General features: G+C 66.4%; 12 protein-coding genes. 5 read left to right on the top strand and 7 right to left on the bottom strand.

The genetic code is table 11. The features are described 5' to 3' along the window. Positions 1 to 42: 42 nt before the first annotated feature. Complete coding sequence (locus AC06DU_RS00360; protein WP_245104025.1) at positions 43 to 846, bottom strand: SDR family NAD(P)-dependent oxidoreductase; 804 nt, start codon at positions 844 to 846, stop codon at positions 43 to 45. Positions 847 to 1,079: 233 nt separating this feature from the next. Here AC06DU_RS00360 and AC06DU_RS00355 point away from each other — a divergent pair, with 233 nt between their 5' ends. Together AC06DU_RS00355 and AC06DU_RS00350 are read left to right on the top strand one after the other, a co-directional pair. After that, on the top strand, positions 1,080 to 1,517 hold the full coding sequence (locus AC06DU_RS00355; RefSeq protein ID WP_046345220.1) for a winged helix-turn-helix transcriptional regulator: 438 nt from the start codon (positions 1,080 to 1,082) through the stop codon (positions 1,515 to 1,517). Between the two features lie 169 nt (positions 1,518 to 1,686). Next, positions 1,687 to 2,208, top strand: a complete 522-nt coding sequence (locus tag AC06DU_RS00350) for a hypothetical protein (RefSeq protein ID WP_478203185.1) — start codon at positions 1,687 to 1,689, stop codon at positions 2,206 to 2,208. Positions 2,209 to 2,325: 117 nt separating this feature from the next. Here the strand turns inward: AC06DU_RS00350 and AC06DU_RS00345 are convergent, their stop codons facing one another. The 3 genes from AC06DU_RS00345 to trhA are packed head-to-tail and all read right to left on the bottom strand — an operon-like array spanning position 2,326 to position 3,588. Beyond that, positions 2,326 to 2,625: a type II toxin-antitoxin system RelE/ParE family toxin gene (locus tag AC06DU_RS00345; protein WP_016902923.1), complete on the bottom strand. Its 300-nt coding sequence runs from the start codon at positions 2,623 to 2,625 to the stop codon at positions 2,326 to 2,328. Then, complete coding sequence (locus AC06DU_RS00340; protein ID WP_016902922.1) at positions 2,613 to 2,870, bottom strand: type II toxin-antitoxin system Phd/YefM family antitoxin; 258 nt, start codon at positions 2,868 to 2,870, stop codon at positions 2,613 to 2,615. The genes AC06DU_RS00345 and AC06DU_RS00340 overlap by 13 nt, the downstream gene beginning before the upstream one ends. 55 nt (positions 2,871 to 2,925) lie before the next feature. After that, positions 2,926 to 3,588: a PAQR family membrane homeostasis protein TrhA gene (gene trhA / locus AC06DU_RS00335; protein WP_039511099.1), complete on the bottom strand. Its 663-nt coding sequence runs from the start codon at positions 3,586 to 3,588 to the stop codon at positions 2,926 to 2,928. A gap of 173 nt (positions 3,589 to 3,761) precedes the next feature. On the opposite strand from trhA, the gene AC06DU_RS00330 reads away from it, so the two are divergent. Together AC06DU_RS00330 and AC06DU_RS00325 are read left to right on the top strand one after the other, a co-directional pair. Then, positions 3,762 to 6,257 carry a DEAD/DEAH box helicase gene (locus AC06DU_RS00330; protein WP_160955037.1) on the top strand — a complete coding sequence of 832 codons (2,496 nt, stop codon included), beginning with the start codon at positions 3,762 to 3,764 and terminating at the stop codon, positions 6,255 to 6,257. Continuing rightward, complete coding sequence (locus AC06DU_RS00325) at positions 6,254 to 7,762, top strand: ribonuclease H-like domain-containing protein (protein WP_478203184.1); 1,509 nt, start codon at positions 6,254 to 6,256, stop codon at positions 7,760 to 7,762. Before AC06DU_RS00330 ends, AC06DU_RS00325 begins: the two co-directional genes overlap by 4 nt. A 34-nt stretch (positions 7,763 to 7,796) precedes the next feature. Here AC06DU_RS00325 and AC06DU_RS00320 read toward each other — a convergent pair whose 3' ends face one another. The 3 genes from AC06DU_RS00320 to AC06DU_RS00310 form a co-directional block, all read right to left on the bottom strand. Beyond that, entirely contained in the window at positions 7,797 to 8,927 is a 1,131-nt protein-coding gene (locus tag AC06DU_RS00320) for a saccharopine dehydrogenase family protein (RefSeq protein ID WP_478203182.1), read from the bottom strand. 211 nt (positions 8,928 to 9,138) lie between these two features. Next, positions 9,139 to 10,983, bottom strand: a complete 1,845-nt coding sequence (locus AC06DU_RS00315; RefSeq protein ID WP_478203180.1) for a M56 family metallopeptidase — start codon at positions 10,981 to 10,983, stop codon at positions 9,139 to 9,141. 2 nt (positions 10,984 to 10,985) lie between these two features. Continuing rightward, entirely contained in the window at positions 10,986 to 11,384 is a 399-nt protein-coding gene (locus AC06DU_RS00310) for a BlaI/MecI/CopY family transcriptional regulator (protein ID WP_024940429.1), read from the bottom strand. A 439-nt stretch (positions 11,385 to 11,823) separates the two neighbouring features. On the opposite strand from AC06DU_RS00310, the gene AC06DU_RS00305 reads away from it, so the two are divergent. Then, positions 11,824 to 12,654, top strand: a complete 831-nt coding sequence (locus AC06DU_RS00305; RefSeq protein WP_478203178.1) for a S1 family peptidase — start codon at positions 11,824 to 11,826, stop codon at positions 12,652 to 12,654. The last annotated feature ends 91 nt before the right edge of the window (positions 12,655 to 12,745 follow it).

Genomic DNA, 12,745 nt, shown 5'->3' with positions numbered 1-12,745 from the left:
GGAATCAGCAGCTGGATTGGCGCTGCATGTAACGCACAGCACTCAGGCTGTTTTGATGCTTTTGAAAATCGCGCCTTCAAACATCTTTGGCAGGTAACTCTGCAGGAACAGGATCATGCCGGTCATCTTTCCGACCGGGTTGCTGAACTTGGGGTCCTTGGCCTGGATCAGCTTCTGGATGGTGTCCACCACGGCATCCGGTGCTTCTGCGGTGTCGATTCCCTTCTGGGTCGCCGCGTTGGCCTGCCTGCGGTAAGCGTTGTAGTCGGCAATGGTGTTGCCGGCGGCAGGCACTGCGTTATGGCCCAGATTGGTCTTGAACCAGACCGGCTCCACCATATTGACCTTGATATTGAACTGGGCAAGTTCGAACCGCAGCGATTTGAAATACCCCTGCACCGCATGCTTGGAGGCCGCGTAGTACGACAGGTTCGGTGGCCCGATCAGCCCCACGATGGAACTGACGGTGATGATCTGCCCACTCCGCTGCTTGCGGAGGTACGGCAGCAGCGCATTGGTGGTTTTGACCGTGCCCCAGAAGTTGGTTTCGAACTGCTGGCGGCCCACGTCGATGGCGGTTTCTTCGGCGATACCGGTGACCATGTAACCGGCGTTGTTGACCAGCACGTCCAGGCGGTCGACCGATTGAAACAGCGTTGTGGCAAACGACTGGATCGAGGCGTCATCGTCGATATCCAGGCGCAGCAGCTTGAACGGCAGCTTGGCCTGGTGCTTTTCCGGCTCGCGGCTGGTGCCGATGACGTTGAAGCCCTGCTTGTGCAGGTTGGTGGCCAGCAACAGGCCAAACCCTGAGGATGCGCCGGTGATCAGCACTGTCTTTTTCATTGTGGTGTCTCTGAAGGAATGCGGTTTAGGGACGATGGAGAAACATCGCCAGCCATCGGCGTGCAGCTGCGCGGTGCCTGACGCTGACCTGCATTGCGGTGTGCGTTGATGCGGACTGCCGCCGCGGTTGCCGCCGCGGCCTGGGCGCCCGTCACCTGCCTGAAACGCGCGGTTGGACTGCCCATGCGCCGCATGCTAGTATCGATTTGATAGTGAGTCAATACGGAAATGATATGAACTCAAAAACGTCGTCGGACAGCCTGTGCCCGATCGCGCGCAGCCTGACCTTCCTGGGCGATGCGTGGACGATGCTGATCCTGCGTGACGCCAATTCCGGGCTGACCCGCTTCGATCAGTTCCGGCAGAGCCTGGGGATTGCCCCGACCATGCTGACCAAGCGGCTGGCGACACTGACCGAGGAGCGGCTGCTGGAAAAGCGCCTGTATTCCACCCGCCCGCCGCGCGAGGAGTACGTGCTGACCCAGGCAGGGCGCGATTACCTGCCGGTGCTGTTCATGATCGGCGCGTGGGGCAGCAAACACCGTGGCGAAGGCAAGCTGCTGCGTTTTCTGGATGCGGAAACCGGCACCGAGCTGCAGCCGGTTGCCATCGACGCAGTCACCGGTGCAGAGATCGGCACACGCGCGATCCGCATGGTGATGCCGGAGTAAGCGCGGCAGCGTGGTTGATGGCTCTCAGCATGCGTTGACGCCTGGCGCGCTACCCTCGCGCGCCCTGGCAGCCTCGACCTGGGCGACTGCGTGACGCATTGGCGTCATGTTGGGCGCCGATCTCGAGGCCAGCCGCGCCGCTCTTCCATTCACTACAAGGACGTCACCGTTGTCGCACGTTTCCCTACGCCGCTTCCTGCCGCTCGCCTGTCTGGGCCTGCTGTCTGCCTGCAATGGCGGCACGGCCACCCCCAGCGCGCCGCGCCCGGAGTCCGAGCACTTCACCCTTGCCGAGCTGCAGCAGCTTGGCTGCACCGTCACCGCCACGCCCAAACGCGATGTCCGCAAGATCCCGTTGCTGGGCGAGGTCGATGGCTATGGCGTGACCAGCACCACCGCCTGCGCCACCCACATGATCAGCCTGCTGCAGCCGATGAGCTACGAGGACGCGGTATGGGAGGGCGCACGCAGCGCCGCCGGCACCTTTGCCAGGGAGCACGGGCTGGAGCGCGAGAGTTATGAAGGCCGGCTCGGCGAGTACAGCGAGATCGAGGTGTTCAGCCGCGGCGGCAAGCCGGTGGGCTTTGAATACAACGTGCAGGCAAAGGGCACGCTGCATTCGGTGGTCGTGCTCTCCGACAGCATCGCGCCGGATGCGGCGTTCGAGGCGGTGATGAAGACCAAGCTGTAGGGCGTGAGCCGCTTCTTGATTGCGCGGGTGGCGCTGTAAGCCGTGCCTGCGCGCGGTGTGGGCGCATGCGCCGCAACGCGTGTGCAATGCGATGCAGTTGGAAGATGGACGCGCCTGTCAGCGCGAAAGACGATTCTTCCGAAGTAACCGCTCCGAGCGCATCACGTGGACCACGACAACGCGTTGCCCGTCCACACGGTAGAACACGCGGCAAGGTGGCTCGACAATTTGACGGTAGCGGGAGCGTTTGAGCTCCTGCGGCCGGCTTCCACTCTCCGGGTGTTCGGCCAATTGCTCGACATGCGCAAACACCCGTCTCACCAGTGCTGCTGCCGCGGCAGCGTCCTCAAGCGCAATGTAGTCGGCAATCGCGTCCAGGTCGGCCACTGCCGGCTCAGACCAGACTATTTCAGCCATCGCGCCAGGCGTTGTTTGGCTTGCTCGTGGCTCAGGCTGCGGCCTTCGGCTACCGCCATTTCACCACGGGCAATTCCTTCGAGGATCGCCATGCGCTGTTGCATGCGTTCATAGCTGGCGACGTCCACCAGGTATGCGCTGGGCAGGCCATGCTGGGTGATCAGGATCGGCTCCTTGTCGCGCTCGACATCTGCGAGGAGCTCGGTGGCCTGCCGCTTGAGCGTGGTGACAAGTTCTGTGCGCATGCAGTGACACTAAAGTATCACTGCGGGTGGGGCAAGTCGGCTGTGCCGGGCGAGGCTACACCCCACCCAAGGGCTGCAGGCACAACCAGATCGCGCACCAGTGCGAGAGCGCGCCACCCAGCACGTGGGCGTGCCAGATGGCGCGGTTGTAGACCAGCGACTTGCGCACGTAGAAGGTGACACCCACGGTGTAGAACGCGCCGCCGGCGGCGATCAGCCACAGCACGGTGCTGTCCAGGCCGGCGAGCAGCGGCTTGATCACCACGATCCCGGCCCAGCCCAGCAGCAGGTAGATCACCACCCAGAAGCCCTTGGCGATGCCGGGCAGGAACAGCTTGGCGAATACGCCGAACAAGGCCACGCCCCACACGCCCAGGATCATCGCCCAGCGCCAGGTGCCGTCGAGGGCGACCAGCAGGAACGGGGTGTAGGAGCCGGCAATCATCACGAAAATGCCGGCGTGGTCGAACTTGCGCAGCATCGGCTGGCGTTGCGGCGGGGCGAAGTTGTACGCAGCCGAGCAGCCGAACATCACCAGCAACCCCAGCGCGTAGACGCAGGTGGCCAGCAGCATGGTCTGGTTGGCATGCGCGCGCCAGACCATCCAGGCGCCGCCGACGATGGCCAGGAACAGGCCGGCGGCATGCACGATCACATCGGCACGGCGGGCGGAACGGGTCTTGTAGTGCGGCGCGGTGAGGCTGGGGGAAACGGGCACGGCGGTTCTTCGAAATGGGGGAGCCACAGCGTGCAAGGCAACGGTGACGCGGTGGGGGCAACAGAATACCCGGCTTGCTGAATCCGCTCAGTGACACAGGCTCGCCGGTTCGGCGCTGGTCTCATACCCTGAGACACCTCCCCTGTCTCATGCCCCTCTTTGGGAGCCGCCGTATGCCTCCGTTTGCCCTCGCTCCCCGCACCGAAACCGCCGAACGCGCGCTGGCCACCACCGATGGCCGGCCCAGCCGCGATGGCGCACTGCTCACCGAACGCCTGGAACGGCGTTACCACGACCGCATCACCGGCAGCTTTACCCTGCCCGGACGCGACGGCCGTTATGCGCCGATTCCCGCCGACGTGCCGGCCGCGCTGGCTGATGCCTTGCGCGCGCGTGGCATCAGCCAGCTCTACAGCCACCAGGCCGATGCCTGGGCGGCCACCCAACGCGGCGAACATGTGGCGATCGTGACGCCCACCGCATCGGGCAAATCGCTGTGCTACACGTTGCCGGTGGTGAGCGCGGCGATGCGCTCCGGGGCCAAGGCGCTGTACCTGTTTCCGACCAAGGCGCTGGCGCAGGACCAGGTGGCCGAGCTGCTGGAGTTGAACCGCGCCGGCGAGCTGGGGGTGAAGGCCTTCACCTTCGACGGCGATACGCCCGGCGATGCGCGCCAGGCGATCCGCCTGCATGGCGACATCGTGGTGAGCAACCCGGACATGCTGCACCAGGCGATCCTGCCGCATCACACCAAGTGGGCGCAGTTCTTCGAGAACTTGCGCTATGTGGTGATCGACGAGATCCATACCTACCGCGGCGTATTCGGCAGCCACGTCACCAATGTGTTGCGCCGGCTCAAGCGCATCTGCGCGTTCTATGGCGCCAACCCGCAGTTCATCCTGTGCTCGGCCACCATCGGCAACCCGCACGCGCACGCGCAGGCCCTGATCGAAGAGCAGGTGCATGCGATCACCGAATCCGGCGCGCCCACCGGCGACAAGCACGTGCTGCTGTGGAACCCGCCGGTGGTCAACGCCGACCTGGGGCTGCGCGCATCGGCACGCTCGCAGAGCAACCGCATTGCGCGCATCGCGATCAAGAGCGGCCTGAAGACGCTGGTGTTCGCGCAGACGCGCCTGATGGTGGAGGTGCTGACCAAGTACCTGAAAGACATCTTCGACCACGACCCGCGCAAGCCGCCACGCATCCGTGCGTACCGCGGCGGCTACCTGCCCACCGAGCGGCGCGAGGTGGAGCGCGCGATGCGCGCCGGCAATATCGACGGCATCGTCTCTACCTCGGCGCTGGAGCTGGGCGTGGATATCGGCGCGCTGGATGTGGTGATCCTCAACGGCTACCCCGGCAGCGTGGCGGCGACCTGGCAGCGCTTCGGCCGCGCCGGGCGCCGCCAGCAACCGGCGCTGGGCGTGCTGGTGGCCAGCTCGCAGCCGCTGGACCAGTACGTGGTGCGGCACCCGGATTTCTTTGCCGATGCCTCGCCCGAACATGCGCGCATTGCGCCGGACCAGCCGCTGATCCTGTTCGACCACATCCGCTGCGCGGCGTTCGAGCTGCCGTTCATTGCCAGCGAACCGTTCGGGCCGATCGACCCGCTGGTGTTCCTGGAAGCGCTGGCCGAGAGCGACGTGATCCATCAGGAAGGCGACCGCTGGGAGTGGATCGCCGACAGCTACCCGGCCAATGCGGTGAGCCTGCGCTCGGTGGCCGACGGCAACTTCGTGGTGGTGGACAAGAGCGACGGCAAGCAGCAGATCATCGCCGAGGTGGATTATTCGGCCGCCGCGCTGACCTTGTACGAAGGCGCCATCCACATGGTGCAGAGCACGCCGTACCAGGTGGAGCGGCTGGACTGGGAAGGCCGCAAGGCCTATGTCACGCGCACCCATGTGGACTACTACACCGACAGCATCGACTACACCAAGCTGAAGGTGCTGGACCGCTTCGACGGCGGCGTGGCCGGGCGCGGCGATTCGCACCATGGCGAGGTGCATGTGGTGCGGCGCGTGTCCGGCTACAAGAAGATCCGCTATTACACGCACGAGAACATCGGCTACGGGCCAGTCAATCTACCCGACCAGGAACTGCACACCACCGCGGTGTGGTGGCAACTGCCGCAGGCCACGCTGGGCAAGGCGTTCGCGTCCAAGCAGGATGCGCTGGATGGTTTCCTGGGTGCGGCCTATGCGCTGCACGTGGTGGCCACGGTGGCAGTGATGGCCGATGCGCGCGACCTGCAAAAGGCGGTGGGCAATGGCGACGGCGCGTGGTTTGCGGTGGCCGACCAGACCGGGCGCGGGCAGCTGCGCGGCGTGGACGAGGGCGAAGAAGGCGCGGTGGAATTGCAGCAGGCCTTCGTGCCCACGGTGTATCTGTACGACAACTTCCCTGGCGGGGTGGGCCTGAGCGAGCCGCTGTGGCTGCGCCAGGCCGAGCTGTTGCAGCGCGCCGACGAGCTGGTGCGGCGTTGCGACTGCAGCGCCGGCTGCCCGGCCTGTGTGGGCCCGGTGCTGGCCGCGCATGAAGAAGGCAAGGGCGAATCGCCCAAGTCGCTGGCCTTGACCGTGCTGGCGCTGTTGTTCGATGCGGATGCGCCGTTGCGGCATGCCACCCAGGTGGACGACGACCTGGCGCTGGACGTGCTTGCATGAGCGTGAGTGCGGACCGGTTGCGCTTGTTGCGGCGTCAGGCCGGGCATGCCGATGTGCCGGCGCCGGTGGCGCTTGCAGATGGCGCTGCAGTGGATGGTGCGGATGTTTCCGCTGCGGTCGATGCGCAGGCCGATGCCCACCGGCTGCGCGCGGCAGCGGTGGCGCGCACCTCGGGTGATGCAGTCGGTGCGGATGCAGTGCCGGGCGATGCGCACACGCGTGCCGCAGGTGACATGCCTGCGGCGGCCCAGCCGCTGCGTACGCCGGCAGCGCCGGTGCCTGGCAGCGATCCTGGGGTGAGCGCAGAACGCTTGCGCCTGCTGCGCCGCCAGGTCGGCGGGCTGACACCCACGGCGCGCAAAAACGATGCGGTGATGCCCACGCGCGCGCAACGCCAGCCTGCGCCGGGTGCTGCTGCGTCTGCGTCACGCGCTTTGCCGCGCGATGCGGCTGTGCGAAGCGCGCAGCCCGGCAACGTAGAGGCGGCCGGTGCACCGCGTGCCCAGCCCAGCGCACCGGCCATGACGCGCCGCGCCCTGCAGGCACCGGTTGCTGCAGCGCCTGCGCGCGATAGCTCGGCGTTTGCCTGGGTGGACCACGATGTGCGCCACAAGCCGGCGGGTGCCGCGGCCAATGCGGCAGCGCGCGTGCCGGCTGTGCGCGCGACACCGGCTGCGCCCATATCCAACCCGCCACCGCAGCGACGTACCGATATCGCCGGCCTGCGCAAGATGATCGGCCTGCGCGAGCGCGCGGTCTCGGCACACGCGCCGGTACGCGCGGCGTCCACCGACCGGCATCTGCCCGGCAACGAGATCGCGCCCGGCCTGCACCTGATCGAAGCGTTCCTGCCGCAGGCGATCCCGTGCCAGGCGCTGTCGCTGGCCTTCGCCAAGCGCGAGGACGCGGTGGACCCGATGGATCTATTGTTTTTCGACACCGAAACCACCGGCCTGGCCGGCGGCACCGGCACGCGCGCCTTCATGATCGGCGTGGCCGATTGGTATACCGACGCTACGCAGGGCAGCGGGCTGCGCGTGCGCCAGTTGATGATGTCCACGATGGCGGCCGAAAGCGCGATGCTGGACTTGTTCCGCAGCTGGCTGTCGCCGCAGACGGTGCTGTCCAGCTACAACGGCCGCTGCTACGACGCGCCGTTGTTGAAGACGCGCTACCGGTTGGCGCGGCGCGGCGACCCGATCTCTGCACTGGATCATGTGGACCTGCTGTTCCCCACCCGGCGCCGTTATCGCGGCACCTGGGAGAACTGCAAGCTGGCCACCATCGAACGGCAGCTACTGCGCGTGGTGCGCGAAGACGACCTGCCCGGCTCCGAAGCGCCGGCCGCCTGGCTGAGCTACCTGCGCGGCGGCAGCGCGCGCAACCTGCGTCGCGTGGCCGAGCACAATCACCAGGACGTGGTGACCTTGTCGCTGCTGATGCAGCGCCTGGTGGCAGTGGAAGCGCAGGACCGTGACGTGATTCCGATGCTGGAGACGCCCTGACAACAGGCCGTCATCGGCCGTGGCGCCAGCGCACTCACACAGGCACTTCCAACAGCTCGGTTACCATCTGCCACGCCGCGAACTCCTGCTCGAATTCGGCCAGGGTCAACAAGCCCATGCAGGCATGCGCGCCGATCGGTAATGCCTGCCCTGCGGCAAGCTTGCGCACCAGCAGGATTGCGGCGAAGCAGGGAATCTCCGGGCCGTGCAGCATCGCAGCGGTGAGGTCCCACTGCAGTCGCAGCGGCCGGGGATCGCCAGCCTGGGGATGGCTCATGCCTCGCAGCTCCACGCGCATGCCACCGAGGTCGGTGCCGAAGCGGTCAAACCAGCGTGCCGCACGTGCAAACACCTCGGCCAGGCGCGCCATCGGCAACGGCACGCCGTGCTGACGCAGCCAGGCGACACCGGCCAGGCAGCGCTGCAGGAACGGCACCTCCAACGCGGCGCGAAACTGCACGCTCTGTACGCCTGGATAGCGCCGGGGCAGCAGATCGTGATCAGGCACATCGCATGGCGATGCAAGCCGGGGCGCGAGCTGGGCGAACTGCACGCGCGTGGGTCTGGCCCAGCCCACCACCGTTTGCCAGCGGCCCTCATGCAGCCATGTGAACGGCGTGCCGCAGTACGACAACACCGCACGCACGGTGGCCAGGCCAAGCGGTGTGCCTTGCGCGGGTGCGATGACCATGCGGATGCCATGCAAGGCGGAAAAACGCGGCAGCAAGGCATCGATGACCGCGCTCGACAGCGCGGGTAAGGTGCTGGCGCCGCTGATGGCCACACGCTGCGCTTGCCTTGCCGCTGCATCCACTACCGCGGGGAAATCGCGGACGAACGCGCGGCCGTCGGCCAGGTCGATGTAGTGCATGCCGGCCTGCAGGCAGGTGTGCGCCACGGCGTAATCCTGGCCCTGGAACGGGCCTGCGGTGTGCACCACCGCATCGGCGGCAGTGGCCGCCAGTTGCGCGGCAAAATCGCTTGCGTCGATATCCAGGCGACAGCACGCGATGCGACCGGGTGCCACATCCGGCCACCTGGCCGCCACATCGCCGGGATGCCGCCCGGCCGCGATCACCTGCAGTTGCGCCGTTGCCGCCAGCGCCCGCACGATGCGCGCGCCGAAATGCCCGAAGCCCCCCAACACCACCACCCGGTACGTCATTGTCTGCTCGCCGTCTGCGCCTGTTGCGCAGTATCGGCGAGTCGCGGCGTCACCGAGTCACCAGCGCTGTGTGTCGCCCGCCGCGCGTGCCTGCACGGCGCGTGCGGCGCCGAGCCGGTTTGACGCCCGTCACTGCCTCCGGCCGAGAGGGCGCCAGCTGCTCGCCGTCTGCGCGTGCTGCACAGTCCCGGCGAGCAGCGGCCTGCGGCGATCAGCCCTCGATCTGTGTGGCCAGCCCCTGTGCGATCGCCTCGCGCATGATGCGCTGGGCTTCCTTGTCGGCGCGCACGCTGGCGGCGGCCTGCTGGCTAGACAGGTCTGCCTGCTCGGTGGCAAGCGCCGCCTGCTGCCTGGCCAGCGCCTGCATCCGCTGGTCGGCGCCGCTGCGCTGCATGGCCTGTTCGGCCTGGCGTACTGCGCGTTCTGCTTCCCGCGCCGCACGCTCGGCGGCCTGCTGTGTGCGCGCGTCGGTGTCGAGCAAGGATGCATTGACCTGCTTTGCGGCCGCGTCGGCAGCACGTGCACCCAGCTCACCCATCTGCGCACCCAACTCGCCCTGCTGTTCGCCGAGCTTGCCCTGGCGCTCGCCCAGCGCGCCCTGCGCCTGGCCCAGTTTGGTGACTGGCGCATACACCGCATTCAGGCGCTTGAAGGTGTCGGGATCGCGCACGACGTACTGCTTGCCATCCTTGCGGAACCACATCAGCTGACCATCCTTGCCGGCCAGGCGACGCACATGCTTGAGATCGTCCACCGAGCCATTCATGACGCTGTCGTTGCCCTGCAGCAGCACGTAGGCATCGCGGTCGGGGTCATGCGACAGGTTGATCTGGCCGTGCGTGGAGGTGGTGGTGAAGGTCTGGCTGGTGGATGACGCCGCTGCAGCCGGTGCGGCGGCGTTTGCCGGTGCGGCGTTCGCTGCCGCAGTTGCCGGTGCGGCTGCAGCGGCGGCGGCGGCCGGTGCCGCTGTGCTGGACACCCCGGCAGCTGGTTTGGCCGGTGCGGCCGCTGATGCGGCAGCAACAGCCGGCGCGGCGGGCATCGCCACCAGGCGTAGCGGCAGCACGCCGGTGATGGCCACCGCGCCCAGGATCAGGGCCGCGCCAAACCGCGGGAACGAGGTCGGGTTCTGCAACATGAGCAATCTCCGTTTGAGGCTGAGGAAGGACGGCGAGGCGCTGGCCACGCCGCCGTGCGGGCGCGGTGCCACGCCCAGTTGCAGCAACAGCCGGCCATAGTCGTGGCGGCAATGACGGTGGCCTGCGACCACCGCGGCATCGCAGGCGGCTTCGCGGGCGGTGGCGTATTCGCGCGCGGCCAGATGCACCAGCGGGTGGAAGAAGAACAGGTGCTGGGCCAGCGACGGCAGCAAGCCCCACCACAGATCGCGCCTGCGCAGATGGATCAGTTCATGGGTCAGCGCCATATCCAGATCGTCGTCGGCCATGTGCGGCAGGCGTGCGGCGGGCAGCAGCAAGACCGGGCGCCAGGGCCCGATCAACTGCGGCGAGGCGATCTGCTGCGACAGACGTATTTCCGGCGGCTGCGACAGGCCATGCGCTTCTGCGGCCATGCGCAGTGCGGCGACCAGGGCGCGATCGGTGCACGGTGCGGCAGCGCGTACCAGGGCGCGGCTGCGTCGGTATGCGCGCACTGTGCCGAGCGCCATCACTGCAACGCCGGCAACCCAGAATGCGGCCAGCCACAGCGCCCAGGACGGACCGCTTGCACCCTGCAGCACGTCTGCCGCGCCCGCACTGGCGACCGCGCTGGCGCCGGATGCGCTGGCATTGGCCATCACCATCGGCGCCAGGCTGTCGCCGGCAATCAAGGCAGGCGTGGGCGTGGCTGCGGGCAACACCGGCAACTGCAGCGGCGCGTTCCACAGCAGGCCGACCACCGCCTGCACTCCCACCAGCCACCACAACCAGGTCTGCGTGGTGGCCGGCAGCCGCCGCACGCTGCGGCAAAGCGCCCACACCGCCAACGCCAGCACGGCGGTCTGCATGCTGGTGGCGCCCAATTTCCAGAGCAAGGCTTCGATCATCGGCGACATGCTCAATCCTCCTTGCGCTGCGACTGCAGCTTGGCGACCAGGGCTTCGAGCTCGGCCAGCTCGCTGTCGCTGACCTCGGCGCGCTGCGACATCCACGCCACGAACGGCGACACCGAGCCCTGCAAGGTCTTTTCCACGAACTGCCCCACCGCCGAGCGCACCACCGCGTCCTGCCCGCTGGTGGCGCTGTAGCGGTACATGCCGTCCACCTGCTCGCGGCGCAGAAAGCCCTTGGCGCGCAAGCGCTCCATCATGGTCAGCACGGTCGAGCGCGCCAGCCCACGCGGCTCACCGAACGCGGCCGCCACTTCGCCGACACTGGCCTGCCGTTGTTCTTCGATGTGTTGCAGCAGGGCCAGCTCCTGGTCCCCGATGGTCTTGCCACGCATGCCGCTCTCCATGACTACAGTTGTCGCTACCGTAAGCGTGACGACAACTGTAGTCAATAGGTCGGATGGCAGGGGGGCGGTACGGATGAAGAATCAGACGGAAAGCCGTGAAGAAGAGGTTCGCCAAGATTGGCGCCTCCGACAGACCGTTCCCCGCTGCAAGATTTACCAACCTGACGGAGCCAACCGGGGAATCGAGGCTGCGTCAGTTATCGCTCCTCAGCGGACAGCCGACTCGAACTCGCTGCCGCGCATGCATGCATCTCAAGGTTGGCGATGGAGTCAACGGCTGCTACCGGCTTCAGGCATCGTTTCCTGGACTTCGTCGCTCACCAGCGCGTTTCGTCAGATTGCGTGCCCTATCTTGAGCCTGCTCAGCTATGTTGCGCCGGGATCTGCAAGCACATTGCAGATGGGGCTCAGATCAATACCTACAAGGACGTGCGGACACATGAAACGCTGGCTGTTTGTTGCTTTGCTCACCCTTTCATTCGGGGCGAACGGCGTTGTCATTCGTGCCGATGTTGACGACTCAAATTATCGAATCGATCAATCCGCGTTTCCAGCTCTGGCGGACATGCCAGGCGAAGGGCACGGCGTCCTCATCGCGCGGAAGTGGGTCCTCACCGCCGCACACGCGGCTCCCATGGAAGGCATGGACGCGGAGGTGGTCATCAGCGGGAATGCCTACAAAGTTGCTCGGGTCTTCGTCCACCCTGGCTACAAGCGCATGCCCGACGCACTGGGCCAAGAAGCGTTGAAGTCGGGCGATCCGTCCAGAATTCATGCCTTTCTGGCAGGTTCGGATGACATTGCTTTGATCGAGTTGGATGCACCTGTTGAGCAGGTTGTACCGGTCGCTCTTTATCGAGGTGGCGATGAGGTCACAAAAGTCGCCATGTTTGTAGGAAAGGGGGCAACCGGCAATGGCACGGAGGGCCAGATTCCTGGCTCTCCACATCGTGGCGCGCTGAGGCGGGCTTACAACGCCATTACTGGAGCGAACGACCGCTATCTCTGGTATCGATTCGATCCCCCTGCACAGGGGCTACCCCTCGAAGGTGTGTTGGGAAGCGGTGACAGCGGCGGCCCGCTCGTGGTGCAAAGTCAGGGCACCTGGCAAGTCATTGGACTGGGATCTTGGATCACGGCAGTTCCGGAACACGCGCTAGAGGCTGGTTTCTATGGGCAAATGGTCTATAACGTCCGCATCTCGCGATATGTCACCTGGATCGATGACGTGATGTGTGCGGCAGATGGAGCCTCCTGTGCAGAGAACTAGCCAGCGCCGCTGCCACTAGCGCGTGCCAGGGAGAAACCATCGCGATGAAGCAGGCGGCCTTCACGTGCGCCACCATGCCGGCGCGCATGAT

The organism is Xanthomonas sp. NCPPB 3200 (assembly GCF_056393585.1).
This window is presented reverse-complemented; position numbering and strand designations above follow the sequence as displayed.

Coding starts and splice junctions, on each gene's coding strand:
- AC06DU_RS00360 (WP_245104025.1), bottom strand. CDS start 846: ATGAAAAAGACAGTGCTGATCACCGGCGCATCCTCAGGGTTTGGCCTG.
- AC06DU_RS00355 (WP_046345220.1), top strand. CDS start 1,080: ATGAACTCAAAAACGTCGTCGGACAGCCTGTGCCCGATCGCGCGCAGC.
- AC06DU_RS00345 (WP_016902923.1), bottom strand. CDS start 2,625: ATGGCTGAAATAGTCTGGTCTGAGCCGGCAGTGGCCGACCTGGACGCG.
- AC06DU_RS00340 (WP_016902922.1), bottom strand. CDS start 2,870: ATGCGCACAGAACTTGTCACCACGCTCAAGCGGCAGGCCACCGAGCTC.
- AC06DU_RS00330 (WP_160955037.1), top strand. CDS start 3,762: ATGCCTCCGTTTGCCCTCGCTCCCCGCACCGAAACCGCCGAACGCGCG.
- AC06DU_RS00325 (WP_478203184.1), top strand. CDS start 6,254: ATGAGCGTGAGTGCGGACCGGTTGCGCTTGTTGCGGCGTCAGGCCGGG.
- AC06DU_RS00320 (WP_478203182.1), bottom strand. CDS start 8,927: ATGACGTACCGGGTGGTGGTGTTGGGGGGCTTCGGGCATTTCGGCGCG.
- AC06DU_RS00315 (WP_478203180.1), bottom strand. CDS start 10,983: ATGTCGCCGATGATCGAAGCCTTGCTCTGGAAATTGGGCGCCACCAGC.
- AC06DU_RS00310 (WP_024940429.1), bottom strand. CDS start 11,384: ATGGAGAGCGGCATGCGTGGCAAGACCATCGGGGACCAGGAGCTGGCC.
- AC06DU_RS00305 (WP_478203178.1), top strand. CDS start 11,824: ATGAAACGCTGGCTGTTTGTTGCTTTGCTCACCCTTTCATTCGGGGCG.